This window comes from Serpens gallinarum (genome assembly GCF_014836765.1).
GTDB lineage: Bacteria > Pseudomonadota > Gammaproteobacteria > Pseudomonadales > Pseudomonadaceae > Serpens > Serpens gallinarum.
The window spans coordinates 25515-43167 of sequence record NZ_JACSQG010000016.1 but is presented as its reverse complement, the minus strand read 5'-3'; the positions used below and the strand labels follow the sequence as shown (position 1 = coordinate 43167).

Annotated in this window: 13 protein-coding genes, 1 tRNA gene and 1 pseudogene; 4 read left to right on the top strand and 11 right to left on the bottom strand. The window is 58.4% G+C overall.

All coding sequences use genetic code 11. The features are described 5' to 3' along the window. Positions 1 to 37: 37 nt before the first annotated feature. The 7 genes and pseudogenes from truA to leuC all read right to left on the bottom strand — a co-directional run bounded on the left by truA (position 38) and on the right by leuC (position 8942). A complete protein-coding gene (gene truA, locus H9642_RS17885) occupies positions 38 to 895 on the bottom strand; it encodes a tRNA pseudouridine(38-40) synthase TruA (protein ID WP_251837821.1) in 858 nt (285 codons plus the stop codon). 210 nt (positions 896 to 1105) lie between these two features. Continuing rightward, the gene (locus H9642_RS17880) at positions 1106 to 3769 is read right to left on the bottom strand and encodes a motility hub landmark protein FimV (RefSeq protein WP_251837820.1); all 2664 of its coding nucleotides are present in this window, start codon (positions 3767 to 3769) and stop codon (positions 1106 to 1108) included. 139 nt (positions 3770 to 3908) lie between these two features. Further along, positions 3909 to 4102: pseudogene (locus H9642_RS18385) on the bottom strand (aspartate-semialdehyde dehydrogenase); the annotation flags it as partial. Between the two features lie 418 nt (positions 4103 to 4520). After that, on the bottom strand, positions 4521 to 5633 hold the full coding sequence (asd, locus tag H9642_RS17875) for an aspartate-semialdehyde dehydrogenase (protein WP_251837819.1): 1113 nt from the start codon (positions 5631 to 5633) through the stop codon (positions 4521 to 4523). Positions 5634 to 5688: 55 nt separating this feature from the next. After that, the gene (gene leuB, locus H9642_RS17870) at positions 5689 to 6771 is read right to left on the bottom strand and encodes a 3-isopropylmalate dehydrogenase (RefSeq protein WP_251837818.1); all 1083 of its coding nucleotides are present in this window, start codon (positions 6769 to 6771) and stop codon (positions 5689 to 5691) included. Between the two features lie 84 nt (positions 6772 to 6855). After that, complete coding sequence (gene leuD, locus H9642_RS17865; protein ID WP_251837817.1) at positions 6856 to 7503, bottom strand: 3-isopropylmalate dehydratase small subunit; 648 nt, start codon at positions 7501 to 7503, stop codon at positions 6856 to 6858. 11 nt (positions 7504 to 7514) lie between these two features. Continuing rightward, positions 7515 to 8942, bottom strand: a complete 1428-nt coding sequence (gene leuC, locus H9642_RS17860) for a 3-isopropylmalate dehydratase large subunit (RefSeq protein WP_251837816.1) — start codon at positions 8940 to 8942, stop codon at positions 7515 to 7517. Between the two features lie 148 nt (positions 8943 to 9090). On the opposite strand from leuC, the gene H9642_RS17855 reads away from it, so the two are divergent. Next, positions 9091 to 9984, top strand: a complete 894-nt coding sequence (locus H9642_RS17855; RefSeq protein WP_251837815.1) for a LysR family transcriptional regulator — start codon at positions 9091 to 9093, stop codon at positions 9982 to 9984. A gap of 314 nt (positions 9985 to 10298) precedes the next feature. Continuing rightward, positions 10299 to 13370 carry a sensor domain-containing protein gene (locus H9642_RS17850; protein ID WP_251837814.1) on the top strand — a complete coding sequence of 1024 codons (3072 nt, stop codon included), beginning with the start codon at positions 10299 to 10301 and terminating at the stop codon, positions 13368 to 13370. Between the two features lie 30 nt (positions 13371 to 13400). Here the strand turns inward: H9642_RS17850 and H9642_RS17845 are convergent, their stop codons facing one another. After that, positions 13401 to 13847, bottom strand: coding sequence for an Hsp20 family protein (locus H9642_RS17845; protein WP_251837813.1), 447 nt, complete (start codon positions 13845 to 13847; stop codon positions 13401 to 13403). An 86-nt stretch (positions 13848 to 13933) separates the two neighbouring features. After that, a complete protein-coding gene (gene phnN / locus H9642_RS17840; RefSeq protein ID WP_251837812.1) occupies positions 13934 to 14500 on the bottom strand; it encodes a phosphonate metabolism protein/1,5-bisphosphokinase (PRPP-forming) PhnN in 567 nt (188 codons plus the stop codon). A gap of 259 nt (positions 14501 to 14759) precedes the next feature. Here phnN and H9642_RS17835 point away from each other — a divergent pair, with 259 nt between their 5' ends. Continuing rightward, positions 14760 to 15083, top strand: coding sequence for an Arc family DNA-binding protein (locus H9642_RS17835; protein WP_251837811.1), 324 nt, complete (start codon positions 14760 to 14762; stop codon positions 15081 to 15083). Between the two features lie 73 nt (positions 15084 to 15156). On the opposite strand, the gene mgtE is transcribed toward H9642_RS17835, so the two are convergent. Next, positions 15157 to 16599, bottom strand: a complete 1443-nt coding sequence (gene mgtE, locus H9642_RS17830) for a magnesium transporter (RefSeq protein WP_251837810.1) — start codon at positions 16597 to 16599, stop codon at positions 15157 to 15159. A 79-nt stretch (positions 16600 to 16678) separates the two neighbouring features. Between mgtE and H9642_RS17825 the strand changes: the two genes are divergently transcribed. Continuing rightward, positions 16679 to 17389, top strand: coding sequence for a DUF4124 domain-containing protein (locus tag H9642_RS17825; protein ID WP_251837809.1), 711 nt, complete (start codon positions 16679 to 16681; stop codon positions 17387 to 17389). 38 nt (positions 17390 to 17427) lie between these two features. Here the strand turns inward: H9642_RS17825 and H9642_RS17820 are convergent. Beyond that, positions 17428 to 17504, bottom strand: a tRNA-Arg gene (locus H9642_RS17820). Positions 17505 to 17653: the final 149 nt, after the last annotated feature.

Sequence of the window (17653 nt, the reverse complement as noted above, 5' to 3'; positions counted from 1 at the left end):
ACAAAAGGGCCGCCGGCTGCAAGCGTGACCGACCTGTTCAAGGCTTCATGCAGTCTGGCAATCCAGACAGAAAATGCGGTCCCAGATAACGCTCTGGCAAGACGAACTCCTCTGGATACTCAACCTGTACGAGATACAGACCATAAGGATGCGCGGTGACTCCACCGAGCCGACGGTCACGCGCCTCCAAGGCTTCACCCACCCATTCGACCGAGCGCTCTCCGGCCCCAACAGTCATCAGCATACCGGCGAAATTACGCACCATGTGGTGCAAGAAGGCATTGGCCCTCACATCCAGGACGATCATCCGCCCGTGCTCGATAACCTGCAAATGATGCACCGTCTTGATCGGCGATTTGGCCTGGCATTTGAGTGCACGGAATGAGGTGAAATCATGGGTGCCGACCAACACCTGTGCAGCTTCACGCATGCGCTGAACATCGAGAGGTCGGTGGTTCCAGGTGACCTCTTCGGCCATATGCGCGGGCCGAATCTGATCGTTATAAATCACATAACGGTAACGCCGCGCGCATGCCTTGAAGCGGGCGTGAAAATGCGCCGGCATGACTTTGGCCCAGGTAACGCTGATATCGCCCGGCAGATTGGCATTGGCGCCCATTACCCAGGCGATCAAAGGCCTTTCCACCTGCGTATCGAAATGCACGACCTGACCGCTGGCATGCACGCCGGCATCGGTGCGCCCTGCACACATCAGGCTTACGGGCTGGGCCGCCACCCGTGACAAGGCCCGTTCCAGCTCCTCCTGCACAGAAGGCACACCGGGCAGTTGGCGCTGCCAGCCCCGATAGCGGGAACCCTTGTATTCCACACCCAAGGCCACCCGAAAAACACCAGGGGCTGCCGTTTCTTCTACTGCGGTTTGTTCAATGTTCAATCACGTGCGCTCATTTACCGCTGCAACAAGCCATGCCAAGCGGGTTGCAGGTCATACTTCAGAAATAGCCGCTTATTCTACGGGAAAACTGCAGCCCGCCCCCGCCCGACCGGCATACCGATTTCGCGCTCCACCCATGCTCCAATTTTCAGCACCCCAAAACGAAAGCGGCAGCCCTGGGGCTGCCGCTTGGTTGTTACGGTGTTGCGCTTAACTCAGCTTGTCGATCAGCTCACGCGCCTCGCCTTGCTGGGCCTCATCCCCCTCTCCCAAGACCTCGTCAAGGATGTCACGGGCACCTTCATTATCACCCATGTCGATATAGGCACGGGCCAGGTCCAGCTTGGTCGCCGTTTCATTGGTCCCCGACAGGAAATCGAACTCGTCTTCTTCCAGCGGGCCCAGGTCGGTGATATCGAATGCAGGCTCTGCCATCACCGGGATTTCCAGGTCATCGGTCAAGTTGTCCAGCTCGGCGTTCACGCGATTCAACTCGGCCTCGAAATCTTCCGCACCCGCTGGCTCAGCCATGCCTCCAATGTCCAGCAGATCCTCTTCAGGCAAAGACAAATCGAAGTCATCCGGCAAACCGTCCAGTGACGCTGCACCTTCCATCGAGAAGGCTGTCGGTGCCTGTGCAGGCTGGGCAGGAGTTTCGGCATCCAGCGACCAGCCACTCAACAAATCATCGTCATTGCTCAGAGCATCTGCTGGTAGGCCCAAGACCGGAACAGCTGGGTCAGCCAACGCTGTATTCGCCTCATCCTCAAGCTGCAGATCGAAATCCAGCTCGTCGAAGTCCAGCGGGGGCGTATCGTCGCCAGCCGCCGATGGCGACAGCTGCAGGCTATCGGCAAAATCAAGGTCGCCCAAGTCCGATACACCGGTGTTGCTGGACTCATCCTGCTCCAGCTCACTGGCATACGTCCCGGCCGCCAGCGCACCGGCACCGGCACCGGCACCGGCACCGGCCACTGCGGCGCCTGCCAATGAACTCGATGCCATGTTCGGGTACTTATCTTTCAGCTGACGAATCTCTTCATCGGCACCGCCGATTTCACGCAGCTCGTTCTCCTGCTGAACGAAACCACCACGATCCCCCTGCTCGGCAAAGACTTCCATCAGCTTCAGACGCAGATCACGACGCTCAGGCTCACTGTCCAGCGCATTGAGCAGCAACTCGGCCGCCTGATTGAAACGTCCATACGCTATATAAATGTTGACCTCACCCAACAGCTCATTGCTGGAGTCGGAATCCTGGGACGGGGAAATGCCGTCCAACTCATCGAAGCTGCTGTTCGGCAACGCCAGATCGCGATCCAGGCTCTGGTCCTGGTCACTGAGCGTCATTCCTTCCTGCAATTCAGCCTCTTTTATTGCGTTGCGCCGCGACAAGGCCATGAGCGCCAACAGCAAGACCAAAAGGCTGCCCCCACCCACGGCTCCAAGCAGCAACGGATCAGCCAGCAACCGATCCAGCAGAGCCTGCGGCTTTGACTCCACAGCGGGCGTGCTGGCCGGCGGGGCAACAGGGCTCGCCTCAACAGGCACTGCCGGCGGCTGGATGGGTTCAATGGCCTCGACGGACTCTACGATCTCCACGACATCAGGGGTCGTTTCAGAAGTCGCCACCTGGGTGACAGCCACAGTTTCCAAGGGTGCATCTTCGAGCCCGGCCGGTCCACTATCGGTGACGGGTATGACTGGCTCGACATCCGCAGCCAAATCAGACTGAAGCTTGGCCAACTGACTGTCCTTGAGTTCAATCAGACGCTCAAGCTTTTCCATCTGGCTTTGCAGATCGCCCATGCGACTCTGTAGCTCAGCGCCTTCCCGGCGAGAAGTGTCGAGGTTCTCCTTGGCCACTGCCAAGTTGTCGAGAACCGCTTTGCTGTCGCCCGAGACACCACCATCTTGGCCAACTGTTGCCTGGCCTTCTTCGCCGGAAACCAGACGCAGGCTATCGCCGCTTTCGATCCGCTCAGGTACGGCATTGACAGCACTGCGCTTGGTGGCATCCAGCTGACGCTCGCCTGCGGCCAGACTGCGCGCCTGACGCCAAGCCTGCCACGCAGCATTCTGTTCAGCCACGCGTGCAATTGCTTCACCGCGGGAACGAACCTTGATCTGTTGCTCGTCAGGCAGGCGCAACACTTGGCCGGTTTTCAGGCGATTGATGTTGTCACCCATGAAGGCGTTAGGGTTCAGGTCCTGAATGGCCAGCATGGTCTGCTGCACAGAACCACCCCCGACGCTCTGGGCAATCTCCCATAGCGTGTCGTTTCGAGTCGTTCTGTACTGACCGCTTTCAGTTGTCCGAACCGGAGCCTGTGCTGCGACTGCAACCGGAGCTGGGGCCGGAGCCGAAACACGAGGTGCCGCAGCGGCAGGTTGCACGGGAGCGGATGCGGCTGCAGGTGCCGAAGCGGCAATCGGAAGCTGTGGGGCAACTGCCTGAGCGGTTTGCGGTGAATACAAAGGCGGATCGAGCAGCACCGTGTACTCACGCAACAGACGGCCATTGGGCCAAATCACCTCAACCAGAAAGTTGAGATAAGGTTCGCGTACCGGCTTATTGGAGCTTACCCGAATGACACTTTTGCCATTGGGCATGATGACCGGGGTAAAGGTCAGGTCATTCAGAAAAAAGGGATGATCAACCCCGGCCTTGCTGAACTCCTCAGGGGAAGCCAGGCGAGGCAGCACCTCGCTGGCTGCCAGGTCGCGCACCTCCAGCAACTCGATCTCGGCCACCAGGGGCTGATTCAGCGCGGATTGCAGGGTTACCTCCCCCAACCCCAGCGCATGAGCCACTCCGGAGGTCAAAGCCGAAGCAGCTGCAATTGCCAGCACCAGTTTGCGAATCCGAGCCATAGCGTTTTCCTTGTTCTCTCTTCTTCTCGACTCTCGAGAGGGCATTTAAAAGAAATCCATAAACGCACGGATTTTCAAAAACACTGACGCGCGCGATGTCAAGCTAGATTAACCCTTCGAAGTTCCGGGCAAGTATCTTTTACAGATGGTTTTTTATCAACAACTCAGCCAACAGCACGGCATTAAGGGCCTAGCCTTTCGCACGTAATCAGACCCAATCCACAAATCCCTGGTAGTCGGCTCATTCACGCCCGTGCGAAGCCTGCCAACATAAACAACATCCTGACCTAGAGCATCTCCCACTTCGGCCGGATAATCCCCCTCCTCGACCAATCCCCCACCGGATCGCCTCCACAATCGGTATCACCTGCACTAAATCAACGGCTTCGCAGCTTGTAGCGATACGCTGATGCTGTCGCTGCAGCCAACGCGGTGAGCTTGCCGAAATTCTTCGCTTACCGGAGCTTTGATCGAGACATGACAGGCCCCGAAGCTGCAAAAGAGAAGATCCGCTCTTGGGAAACCGCGTTATTCAAGAGTGTCGATCAATACCCTTACTACGGGGCCGGTTCACTGTCTACGGCAACAGCGATTGGCGCCCTGCATATGCCTTCGAAAATGGGGTCGCACTTTAAAGCAATCGTAACCGTCGACAAGTGAATCACGCCGGACGGTGCCACAAAACCCAGCTTCCTCAGCTTGCAAACAAAAACGCCACAACAAGTGTGGCGTTTGTTTTCAACGCAGAGCGCTAGCGCTCCAGCAGAATGCGCAGCATACGTCGCAAGGGCTCAGCCGCACCCCACAACAACTGATCGCCAACAGTGAAGGCGCCCAAGAACTGCGAGCCCATGTTGAGTTTGCGCAAGCGACCGACCGGCACGGTCAAGGTACCGGTAACGGCTGTCGGCGACAGTTCGCGCATGCTCAGCTCGCGCTGATTCGGCACCAGCTTCACCCAGGGGTTGTGCTGACTGATCATGCCTTCGATATCCGAGATCGGCACGTCCTTGTTCAACTTGATGGTCAGTGCCTGACTGTGGCACCGCATGGCGCCGACGCGCACGCACAATCCGTCGACCGGGATCGGATTCTTGAAGCGGCCAAGAATCTTGTTGGTTTCGGCCTGGGCCTTCCACTCTTCGCGGCTCTGCCCATTGGGCAGCTCCTTGTCGATATAGGGGATCAGGCTGCCGGCCAGCGGCACGCCGAAATTGTCGACCGGGAAGCTTTCGCCACGCTGGGTTTCAGCGACCTTGCGGTCGATATCCAGGATGGCGCTGGCGGGATTGGCCAGGTCATCTGCCACTGCGCCATGAATCGCGCCCATCTGCTTGATCAGTTCGCGCATGTTCTGCGCGCCGGCACCGGAGGCTGCCTGGTAGGTCATGGCGCTCATCCACTCAACCAGACCCGCCTCGTACAACCCCCCGAGCGCCATCAGCATCAGGCTCACGGTGCAGTTGCCACCGATGTAATTCTTGGTGCCGGCGTCCAGTTGCTGGTCGATCACCCGACGGTTGACCGGGTCCAGCACGATCACTGCGTCGTCCTGCATGCGCAGGCTGGAAGCGGCATCGATCCAATAGCCCTGCCAGCCAGCTTCACGCAGCTTGGGGAAAACCTCGTTGGTGTAGTCGCCGCCCTGGCAGGTCAGGATTACATCGAGGCTTTTCAGTTCCTCAATGCTGTAGGCGTCCTTCAGTGGCGCGGTTTCCTTGCCAATCGCCGGGCCTTGGCCACCGACGTTGGATGTCGTGAAGAACACCGGCTCGATCAGATCAAAGTCCCGCTCTTCCAGCATCCGCTGCATGAGCACGGAACCGACCATGCCGCGCCAACCGATCAGACCTACACGTTTCATTCAACCAACCCTAAAGAAAGTAGTGGGCCGCCACCTGAGCGGCGAGCCCGAGAGATTACAGATTCCGCAGCGCGGCGACTACTGCATCGCCCATTTCGCGGGTACCTACCTTTTGGCAACCTTCAGACCAGATATCGCCGGTACGCAGGCCCTGATCGAGAACGACGCTTACCGCCTGCTCGATGGCATCGGCCGCGGCCCCCTGATTGAAGGTGTAGCGCAACATCATCGAGACCGAGAGAATTGTTGCCAGCGGGTTGGCGATCCCCTTGCCGGCGATGTCCGGAGCCGAGCCGTGGCAGGGCTCATACATGCCCTTGTTGCGGGCATCCAGCGAGGCAGACGGTAGCATGCCGATGGAGCCGGTAAGCATGGAGGCTTCATCCGAGAGGATATCGCCGAACATGTTGTCGGTAACGATTACGTCGAACTGCTTGGGCGCGCGCACCAGTTGCATCGCGGCGTTGTCGACGTACATATGGCTCAGCTCGACATCCGGATAATCCTTGGCCACTTCTTCGACCACGGTGCGCCACAGCTGACTGGACGCCAACACGTTAGCCTTGTCCACCGAGCAGAGTTTTTTGCTGCGCACGCGCGCCATATCAAAACCGACCTTGGCGATGCGGCGAATTTCGCTTTCGCTGTACGGCAAGGTGTCATACGCCTGGCGCTCGCCATTTTCCAGCACGCGGTTCTCGCGCGGGCTGCCGAAGTAGATGCCACCGGTCAATTCGCGAACGATGAGAATATCCAGGCCCGCCACGATCTCCGGTTTCAGGCTCGATGCGGCAGCCAGTTGCGGATACAGCAGTGCCGGGCGCAGGTTGCCGAACAGGCCCAGCTGCGAGCGAATTTTCAGCAGTCCACGCTCAGGGCGCAGCGCCGGGTCGATGGTGTCCCACTTCGGGCCGCCTACGGCGCCGAGCAGAATCGCATCGGCCTGGCGGGCGCGCTCCAGGGTTTCGTCAGCCAGCGGGACACCGTATTTGTCGTACGCGCCGCCGCCCAACTCGTCATAGGACAGCTCGACGCCCAGTCCGAATTGCTGGTTGGCCTGTTCCAGTACCTTGACCGCTTCGGCGACGATTTCCGGGCCGATGCCATCACCTGGGAGAATCAGAATCTGCTTGGACATTAAAAATTCCTTTGAATATACGCTTCAAGCTACAAGCCCAAATCGAGCTGCCTGCAGCTTGAGGCTTGAGGCTTGAGGCCAATGTTATTTGATTGCGCCGAACAACCAGGGCTGAGCGTGCTGATGCTTCTGCTCGAACGTCTTGATCGCCTCGGCGTCCTGCAGAGTCAGGCCGATGTCATCCAGGCCGTTGAGCAGGCAATGCTTGCGAAAGGCGTCGACCTCAAACCGATACTGCTTGCCGTCCGGGCGGGTCACGGTCTGCGCAGCCAGGTCCACAGTCAACTGGTAGCCTTCGGTGGCCTCGGCTTGCTGAAACAATTCATCAACTTCTTCTTCCTTCAAGATGATCGGCAGCAGGCCGTTCTTGAAACTGTTGTTGAAGAAGATATCGGCAAAGCTGGGCGCAATGATCGTACGGAAACCGTACTCTTCCAAGGCCCAGGGCGCATGCTCACGACTGGAGCCACAACCGAAGTTCTCCCGCGCCAGCAACACGCTGGCACCTTGGTAACGAGGAAAGTTGAGCACAAATTCGGTGTTGATCGGGCGTCCCGAGCTGTCCTGGTTCGGCTGACCCACGTCCAGATAACGCCACTCATCGAACAGGTTCGGACCAAAGCCGGTGCGCTTGATCGACTTGAGGAATTGCTTGGGAATGATCTGGTCGGTATCGACGTTGGCACGATCCAGTGGGCAGACCAGGCCGGTGTGTTGGGTAAAGGCTCTCATGGTGCGTCTCCTCAGGCCTGGATCAGTTCGCGAACATCGATGAAATGGCCGGTCACCGCCGCAGCGGCAGCCATGGCCGGACTGACCAGGTGGGTACGACCACCTGCGCCCTGACGGCCTTCAAAGTTGCGGTTGGAGGTGGAAGCGCAATGCTCGCCGCTGCCCAATTTGTCCGGGTTCATCGCCAGGCACATGGAGCAGCCCGGTTCACGCCATTCAAAGCCCGCCTCAATGAAAATCTTGTCCAACCCCTCTTGCTCGGCCTGCTGCTTGACCAATCCCGAGCCTGGCACCACCAGCGCCTGCTTGACGGTCGCGGCGACCTTGCGGCCCTTGGCAACGATGGCCGCCGCGCGCAGATCCTCGATCCGCGAATTGGTGCAGGAGCCGATGAACACGCGATCCAGGCGGATATCGGTGATGGGCTGGCTGGCAGTCAGGCCCATGTATTTCAATGCGCGAACAATGGAATCGCGCTTAACCGGATCGTTCTCACCAGCCGGGTCCGGCACGTTCTGATCGACGGCCAGGACCATTTCCGGCGAGGTGCCCCAGCTGACCTGCGGCTTGATGTCTTCGGCCTTCATTTCAATCACGGTGTCGAACACGGCGTCTGCATCGGACACCAGGTCTTGCCAAACTTCGACCGCCTTTTCCCAGTCGGCGCCTTTGGGTGCGTAGGGGCGACCCTTGACGTACTCAATGGTCTTCTCATCCACCGCTACCATGCCAACGCGGGCACCCGCCTCGATGGACATGTTGCAGATGGTCATGCGCCCTTCCATGGACAGGTCGCGGATCGCACTGCCGGCGAATTCCAGCGCATGACCATTACCACCGGCGGTGCCGATCTTGCCGATCACGGCCAGCACGATATCCTTGGCAGTGACGCCGAACGGCAGCTTGCCTTCGACCCGCACCTGCATGTTCTTCATCTTCTTGGCCACCAGGCACTGGGTGGCGAGCACATGCTCGACTTCCGAGGTACCTATACCGTGGGCCAGCGCGCCGAAAGCGCCGTGGGTCGAGGTATGCGAATCACCGCAAACCACGGTCATGCCCGGCAAGGTAGCGCCCTGTTCCGGACCGATTACGTGGACGATGCCCTGGCGCACGTCGTTCATCTTGAATTCGAGGATGCCAAAGTCATCGCAGTTCTCGTCGAGGGTCTGCACCTGAATGCGCGACACTTCATCGGCGATGGCTTCCAGACCACCTTGGCGCTCGGCCTTGGTAGTCGGCACGTTGTGGTCCGGCGTGGCGATATTGGCATCGATGCGCCAAGGCTTGCGGCCAGCCAGGCGCAGGCCTTCAAACGCCTGGGGCGAAGTAACTTCGTGCAAAATGTGGCGGTCGATATAGATCAACGACGAGCCATCATCACGACGCTTGACCTCGTGCATCTCCCAGAGCTTGTCATAGAGCGTTTTACCGGCCATTGGACATTCCTCATCAGTTTCTTATGGGCAGGGCCCTTGCGCTTATGGATTTTATGCTATGAACTTGAGAGGAATAACTCAAATTCATATTTTTCATCCAACGGATTCCAAACAGGAATGCGCAGGATGAATTCCCGGAACTCCTTCCATGGACCTCGCCGCCCTGCAGGCCTTTCTGGCTATCGCTGAAACAGGCAGCTTCTCTCTCGCCGCCGAACGTTTGCACCTGACCCAGCCCGCAGTCAGCAAGCGCATCGCAGTGCTGGAACTCCAGCTCGATGTGCGGCTGTTTGATCGCCTGGGCCGTGAAGTGGGTCTGACCGAGGCCGGGCGTGCGCTGTTACCCCGCGCCTATCAGATCATCAACGTACTGGACGACACGCGCCGCGCCTTGAGTAACCTGAATGGCGAGATCAGTGGTCGGCTGACCTTGGCGACCAGCCATCATATTGGCTTGCACCGCCTCCCGCCCTTGTTGCGGGCATTCACGCGCCATTATCCCCTGGTCAGCCTGGATATCCGCTTTCTCGACTCGGAAGTCGCCTATGAGGAAGTGCTGCACGGCCGCGCGGAACTGGCCGTTATCACTTTGGCACCGGAAACCCGTCTGCCCGTGCGGGCCGTACCCGTTTGGAATGATCCCCTCGATTTCGTTGCCGCGTCCGAGCACCCCTTGGCCAGCAATGGTACGGTTAGCCTGGCCGATGTGGCACGCCATCCAGCGGTTTTTCCCGGTAGCAACACCTTCACACACCATATCGTTCATAAACTGTTTGAAAGTCAGGGACTGACACCGAACATCGCCATGAGCACCAATTATATGGAGACGATCAAGATGATGGTTTCCATCGGGCTGGCCTGGAGCGTTCTGCCCCTTACCATGCTTGATCGGCAGGTAGTGCGCCTGCCGTTGCCCGGTATTCAGCTGTCACGCCAGCTTGGCTACATCGTGCATACCGAACGCACACTGTCCAACGCTGCGAAAGCGTTCATGCTGTTGCTCGACACCCAGCCGAAATCCTTGCCTGGAGAACCGAGGTAAGCCTACCGTAGTCCCATATCCACTTGGCATGAACGACGGTTGTAGCTTCTCACTGCCCGGGGCGCTTGATGACCAAAGACAGTTCGCGAGCTGCGTTGTCGCCCTTCGACACACGACAGGCAGCCCAGAGTCCAAACCCCATGCTGGAAAGCACCTGGCTCGAGACTGCGCTTGACTGCGCCGAACTGGGAGCCTGGTGCCTGGAACTAGACAGTGGAAAGCTTCATTGGTCTTCCACTGCTCAGACACTGCTTGGCCCGGTACTGCATGCAAGACTCACACATGGGCGCGCGTACCTCCGCCGTATTCCTCGCTTGGATCGTCCGCGCCTGCTGCGCTATTTTCGCTCCATCTTTGCCACGCCGCCGGCGAGCAAACCCATCGCCCATCACTTGCACTGGCCCGACAACAGCTTACATTGGCTGGAGCTCAAGGGCCGCTTGCACACTGACCTACAGGGCAGGCGACATATCCTGGGCACCGTACGCGACATCAGTCTGCAGCACGACGAACGACACAACCTGCTCAATCAGGATGAAATCGTCAGTAACGCCTTGCGCAATACACCCGACGCCGTGGTGATCAGTGAGCTGGCCGGTGGGCGTTTCGTCGAAGTCAATGCCGGTTTTGAAAGCTTGTTCGGTTGGAGCAAAAAAGACACCATTGGCCGCACTCCCGATGAGCTTGGCCTCTGGATCGATCCCCTTGAGCGTGACCAGCTGCGCGAGCAGTTGGCCAGGCATGGCAGCCTGAGCGATTTCGAAGCGCACCTGCGCAAACGTGACGGCAGTCTGTGCAGCTGTCGCTTCTACAGCGCCCCCATTGAGCTGCACGGCCAGCCTTGCCTGGTGACCACCCTACGCGACATGAGCCAGCAGCGGGTTCAGGAACAGGCGTTGCAAGACAGCCGCGAACGGCTGGCGCTGGCCCTGGAGTCCGCCATGCTGGGCACCTGGGACTGGCACATCCCCAGCGACACCTTGTTTGGCTCGGCTCGCGCAGCAGCCCTACATGGGCTAGCCGCCCAATCGTTTCAGGGTAATTTCCGCATGTTCTTTGCCAGCGTCCATGAAGACGATCGCGAACAAATGCGTCGCACCTACCGTGAGCTGCTCAGCGGCAAGCGCGATGATTATCACACCACCTATCGCTCGCGCTTCAGCACAGGTGAGGTCCATCACCTGGAAAGCACCGCCCGCCTCTATCGGGATGCTGCCGGTAACCCATTGCGCATGACTGGCATCCTCATCGACATCACCGAGCGTGTCGTGCGCGAACAACACCTGGCCGCGTCTGAAGAAAAATTCGCCACGCTGTTTCATGCCAGCCCCGCACCGATCTGCGTGTCACGGATTGATGACGGGGAGTTTCTGGAAATCAATCCCAGCTTCACCGAGGTTTTTGGCTGGCAGCCCGACGAGATAGTCGGCCACAGTGCCCAGGCCCTCAATTTTTGGTCCGATATCGGGCAACGAAGGGAGTTGTTCGATCAACTCGCCCGCGACCAGGTGCTGGACAATGTCTTGGCTCTGTTTCACACCAAACACGGCCAGCAATTGACCTGCTTGATTTCCAGCCGCTACATCCAGGTGGACGGCCAGCGCTACATCACCACTTCATTCCACGATATAACTCGCCAGCAGCAAGCCGCCCAAGCGCTACAGGCCAGCGAGGAAAAATTTGCCAAGGCGTTCCATTCCAGCCCCGACGCCATCTCCATATTTGAGCGAGGCGGCGGCCGCTTCATCGAAGTCAACGAGGGGTTCCGGCGCCTGACCGGCTATAGCACCGAGGACGTGATCGGTCGCACCCTGGGAGATTTGAATCTGTGGATCAGCCCTGAACAACGTCAGCAGATGGCCGAAGCCCTCGAGCGCAACGGCCGCCTGCCACGCCGTGAAATGCACCTGCTAGACCGAGACGGCCAATTGAAATTTGCCGAAGTCTCGGTTGAGTCCATCACCCTCAATGGCTGCGATTGCCTGCTGCTGACGGCGCGCGACATCAGCGAGTTGAAAGAAGCTCAGGCCCAGATCCAGCACCTGGCCTACCACGATTCACTGACCAACCTGCCCAACCGCGCCTTGCTGCTCGACCGCCTGACCCAGCAGATTGCCTTGCTCACCCGTCACGATTTGCGTGGCGCGGTCCTGTTCCTTGATCTGGATCATTTCAAGCACATCAACGATTCCCTCGGCCATCCCGTCGGCGATGCGGTCCTGCGCATGGTCACCAGCCGCCTGCAAGCCAGCGTGCGCCGGGAAGATACCGTGGCTCGCCTTGGGGGGGATGAATTTGTCGTGTTGCTTTCCGGTTTGGAAGGCAAACGTGCGCAAGTCATTCGCCAAGTGCACCTGGTGGCCGAGCAACTCCGCAGACGTCTGGCCGAGGCCATGTTGATCGATGGCCGCCACCTGCAACTCACAACCAGCATTGGCATCGCCCTGATACCCGATCACGGCACCAGCTCCGATGATTTGCTCAAACGCGCCGACATCGCGCTCTATCGGGCCAAGGATTCCGGGCGCAATAGCATTCATGTGTTTCGCAGCCACATGCAGGCCTTGGTCAGCGAGCGCCTGTTGCTGGAAAACGACTTGCGCCAGGCGCTCCCCCGCCAGCAGTTCAGACTGGTGTTTCAACCGCAAGTCGATGCTCGCAGCCAGAAGATCATCGGCGCCGAAGCCTTGCTGCGCTGGCAGCATCCACAGCGTGGCGAGCTGACGCCCGAGCGCTTCATGCAGGTTTTGGAAGAGAGCGGCCTCATCCAAGAGGTAGGACTTTGGGTATTGCGCAACGCCTGCCAAGCTTGCGCCTGGTTTCTCGATGAGGCGCTGATCGAGCCGGACAATTTTCACTTATGCGTCAATATCAGCCCTCGCCAGTTCCGCCACTACGATTTTGTCGAAGACGTGGAGAATTGCCTGAAGGCAAGCGCGCTTCCGGCACAGACACTGAAGCTGGAAATCACCGAAGGCGTGGCTATCCGCAATATCGAAGACACCATTCACAAGATGCAACGCCTTAAACGTATCGGTGTCGCCTTCGCCATGGATGATTTCGGTACCGGCTACTCGTCACTCACGTACCTCAAGCGCCTGCCGGTGGATACGCTGAAAATCGATCAGTCCTTCATCCATGATGCGCTGCTCAACAGCAATGACGGCGCAATCGTTCGTGCAATCATTGCCATGGCCCACAGCCTGGGTCTGCAGACCATTGCCGAAGGCGTGGAAGAAACAGAGCAGTTGGACTTCCTGCAACAAGAGGGTTGTCACCTGTATCAAGGTTACCTTTTCAGTCGCGCGATCCCGCCGGAAGATTTCCACGCTCTGCTGACCGCCACGAACACACCCGACGCCTCAAAAAAGAATGTCCACGAATAATCGCGGACATTCTTTTCAAGCAGGGAGCTGTCAGCTCTGCAACGCGTGGCGCACAGCACCGATCGGGATGCGCTTGGGCTTGGCCTCTTCCGGCACGATGCGCACGAGATCGATATTCAACAAGCCATTTTGCAAAGCCGCCCCCTGAACCTCGATATGGTCGGCCAGACGGAACGACAACTTAAAAGCGCGCTGGGCAATTCCCTGATGAAGATAGGTGACACTTTCACCCTCGCGCTCACGCTTTCCACCGCTCACCGTCAACACCCCGCGCTCGACCTGTAACTCCAGGTCCTGCTCTTGAAAACCAGCCGCCGCCACGACGATTCGGTATTGCGCATCACCGTGCTTTTCAATGTTATAGGGTGGATAGCTGCTACCGCTTTCGTTGCGCAGGACCGACTCGAACAAGTCGTTAAAGCGATCAAAACCAACAGACTGACGAAACAGCGGCGCCATGGAAAATGCAGTGCTCATGAAAATTCTCCTGAGTAATCAGCAAGGAAATGCGGGACCCGACTTCGGCATCCCACGCTGACTACATGAGGTTTATGGAGAAAATTTCAAGAGCCCGGATGCCTGACCGGCAGCCCATCGAACCACTGCAAAAAATGCGCAACGCTCATCTCGAGCGAGTCGGAATTATCCAACCGCCAGACGCCTTCCATTCCGGCATCGGACCGCAACCTGGCACTACGTTCCAGGCGCGCATCGATCTCCTTAGCTGATTCACGACCACGCGACAGCAGACGCTGGCGCAACACCGCCTCATCCACCTCCAACAACACCGCCTGTAACTGCGAATAACGCGCCCGGGCGGCGGGCAGGTGGGCGCGGGAACCATTGACCACGACGTCATGGCCACCGCCCAGCCAGTCATCAATTACACGGGGAATACCATAAGCCAGACCATTGGCCTGCCAGCTCAACGCAAAGGCGCCCTGCTCTTTCAAGCGGGCAAATTCCTGGGCATCGACACTCACCGCATCCTCGCCCGCGGCTTCCGCCGAGCGAGTGATGACCCTACGCGCGATATAGCATCCACGCGCCTGCAAAGAGTCACGGGCAGCGTTCAACAGGCTATCCTTGCCAGAGCCTGAAGGCCCCATGAGATAGATCAGGTGACTCATCTCGCCTCCCCAAAAAACGCCAGACACCACTGCGCCAAGAACGTTCCTTGCGCCTGCCTCGCTGAGCAAATACTGAGCATGCAATCGCATTCTGGATGATCGGTGCTGGCAAAAAGCCTTTAAGTGAACCAAACTATGAATGTCTTGCGACAATATTTATAAAAAAGAAGATGTTGTTGAACTTAAAGGCCGGACTTAAGTCCAACCTGCGACTTAAGCGCCACTCCCAGCACCCTTCTAGACTATTGGTTGATAACGTATGCGCCCTATGAAACAGGCTGTTTATTCAAGCCGCACGGCTGACAAATTCGTTGTCCGCTTGCCCGACGGCATGCGCGAGCGCATCGCCGAAGTAGCTCGCACTCATCACCGCAGCATGAACTCCGAAATCATTGCCCGCCTTGAGCAGAGCATGATTCAAGAGGCCTCACTGGCCGATGACCTGGCCTCGCGCCTAGACAGTCCTGAGCTGACGCTTAATGAACGCGAACTGGTGCAGTGCTTCCGCCAGCTAACTCGCCGCCAGCAAAACGCGCTGGTCGCGCTCATTGCCCATGACATGGAAATGGCAGCCGGCGAATAACATTGAAACAGATATAAAAAAACCGGCTCTTGCCGGTTTTTTTATATCTGTAACCGAACCGCCTTGTTTTCGCTTAGAGCAAGAACAGTGTTGCCAGCCCTAAGAAGATAAAGAAGCCACCACTGTCGGTCACCGCCGTGATCATGACACTGGCCCCCATCGCCGGGTCTTTTCCCAGGCGCTCAAGCGTCATCGGAATCAATACCCCCATCAACGCCGCCAGCAGCAGATTGAGGGTCATTGCCGCCGTCATAACCACGCCCAGCGACCAGTTGCCGTACAGCCACCAAGCCACTAAACCGATCACGCCACCCCACAGCAGTCCGTTGACCAACGACACACCCAGCTCCTTGCGTAACAGTCGCGAGGTGTTGCCAGTGCCGACCTGATCCAGGGCGATGCCGCGCACAATCATGGTGATGGTCTGATTACCGGAATTGCCGCCAATACCTGCAACAATAGGCATCAATGCGGCCAGAGCAACCAGCTTCTCAATCGAGCCATCGAACAACCCGATCACCCGCGAAGCAATAAAGGCTGTAATCAGATTGAGCGCCAGCCAGGCCCAGCGGTTGCCCACCGACTTCCACACCGAGGCGAAGATATCTTCTTCCTCGCGCAGACCGGCCATGTTGAGAACTTCGCTTTCGCTCTCCTCACGAATCAAGTCGACGATCTCATCAATGGTCAGTCGACCGATCAGCTTGCCGTTCTTGTCGACCACAGGGGCAGACACTAAGTCATAGCGTTCGAACGCCTGGGCAGCGTCGTAGGCATCCTCATCGGGATGAAAGCTGACCGGATCGCTGGCCATGACGTCGGCCACCTGCTTCTCAGGGTCATTGACCAGCAGGCGCTTGATCGGCAGCACCCCCTTGAGCACGCCATCGTAGTCGACCACAAACAGCTTGTCGGTATGCCCAGGCAATTCCTTGAGGCGGCGCAGGTAACGCAATACCACTTCCAGACTGACGTCTTCGCGGATGGTGACCATCTCGAAGTCCATCAGCGCGCCGACCTGATCCTCCTCGTAGGACAGCACCGAGCGCATGCGCTCGCGCTGCTGCGCATCGAGGCTTTCCATCAGCTCGTGGACGACGTCGCGCGGCAGCTCCGGCGCCAAGTCGGCCAGCTCATCGACATCCATGTCCCGGGTAGCGGCGATCAGCTCATGATCGTCCATGTCGGCGATCAGGGTTTCGCGCACCGCATCGGAGACTTCAAGAAGAATATCGCCGTCGCGCTCGGCCTTGACCAGCTGCCAGACGGTCAAGCGCTCATCGAGCGGCAAAGCTTCGAGAATGTGGGCAATGTCGGCGGGGTGCAGCTCGTCAAGCTTGCGTTGCAACTCAGCGAGGTTCTGCCGACGCACCAGATCGTCAACGCGATCCTGGTGCTGACCTTCCTGGCGATGGGTAAGGTCTTCGACCAGGCGGTGGCGATGCAGCAGGTCGACAACCTGCGCCAAGCGGTCTTGCAGGCTTTCTTGCGGCTTTTTGGCTTCTACTTCAGTCATTGGCGCGCTCCACCCCAGAAGCGGAGCACGCCAAAGGGGATCAATCAGTCAATACGCGATTGGGCAATCGAAAATGTGAGTGAGTTACTACTGGGTAAGTCCATGGTGGGAATCCACAAGCCCCGGCGGGGCTGACCGGGCAATATTACCACTGCCTGAGGCCATTGCGCGCGATAAAAGTTCGGCACTACAAGCGTTTGCACGGCAAAGCTCGGCCATCTTCACCTATTGGATGCACTCGATTGAGACCAGGACACTGCAAAGCCCTGTCACGCCGCCTATGCTGCGCGGCTCTGCTTACCACCTAGGGATACCCCTTATGCACGGATTGCTTCGCACCAGCTGCTGCCTGGTCGCGCTTGGCCTGCCCAGCGCTCTGCCCGCTGCCAGCATCTATCGCTGCGCGGACTCACAAGGCCATGTCAGCTTTTCCGATCAGGCCTGCCCACCTGGAGCTGCACAGAAGGCCCTTTCGCCACAGATCAACAGCCTGCCGCCTCCGGAGCCCCCTAGACCTGATCGCCGCACCGATAAGTCCGGCTTGGTAATCGGCAGCAGCCAATCGGAGACCCCGTGCGGGTTGCTGCTCACCAGTCAACAGAAGCGCACCGCGCGGATTCGTCAGCAGGTTTTGGCTGGAATGAATCAGCAGGACATCGAAAGCGCCTTTGGCACGCCGGACAAGATCAGCAGGAACAACAACCAGACCCGATATCACTATCGGGATGCCAAGGGCAACACTCGTCAGGTCGTCTTCGATGAGGCGGGCTGCGTGAAAGCCAAACCTTGAAAAGCAAAAAGCCCGCATTTCTGCGGGCTTCTTGTGTGTGGCGGACTCAGGAGGATTCGAACCTCCGACCGCTCGGTTCGTAGCCGAGTACTCTATCCAGCTGAGCTATGAGTCCGTAGGGCGCTTGATAAACCAGATCACCGCTGGTTGATGCGAGAAAACCATCATTACTGACAGCCTTCCCTGATGTGGCGGACTCAGGAGGATTCGAACCTCCGACCGCTCGGTTCGTAGCCGAGTACTCTATCCAGCTGAGCTATGAGT

Bases quoted from the DNA above. Each gene is read 5' to 3' on its own strand.
- leuD (WP_251837817.1), bottom strand. From the start codon at position 7,503: ATGAGAGCCTTTACCCAACACACCGGCCTGGTCTGCCCACTGGATCGT.
- leuC (WP_251837816.1), bottom strand. From the start codon at position 8,942: ATGGCCGGTAAAACGCTCTATGACAAGCTCTGGGAGATGCACGAGGTC.
- H9642_RS17880 (WP_251837820.1), bottom strand. From the start codon at position 3,769: ATGGCTCGGATTCGCAAACTGGTGCTGGCAATTGCAGCTGCTTCGGCT.
- leuB (WP_251837818.1), bottom strand. From the start codon at position 6,771: ATGTCCAAGCAGATTCTGATTCTCCCAGGTGATGGCATCGGCCCGGAA.
- asd (WP_251837819.1), bottom strand. From the start codon at position 5,633: ATGAAACGTGTAGGTCTGATCGGTTGGCGCGGCATGGTCGGTTCCGTG.
- H9642_RS17845 (WP_251837813.1), bottom strand. From the start codon at position 13,847: ATGAGCACTGCATTTTCCATGGCGCCGCTGTTTCGTCAGTCTGTTGGT.
- H9642_RS17835 (WP_251837811.1), top strand. From the start codon at position 14,760: ATGCGCCCTATGAAACAGGCTGTTTATTCAAGCCGCACGGCTGACAAA.
- phnN (WP_251837812.1), bottom strand. From the start codon at position 14,500: ATGAGTCACCTGATCTATCTCATGGGGCCTTCAGGCTCTGGCAAGGAT.
- mgtE (WP_251837810.1), bottom strand. From the start codon at position 16,599: ATGACTGAAGTAGAAGCCAAAAAGCCGCAAGAAAGCCTGCAAGACCGC.
- H9642_RS17855 (WP_251837815.1), top strand. From the start codon at position 9,091: ATGGACCTCGCCGCCCTGCAGGCCTTTCTGGCTATCGCTGAAACAGGC.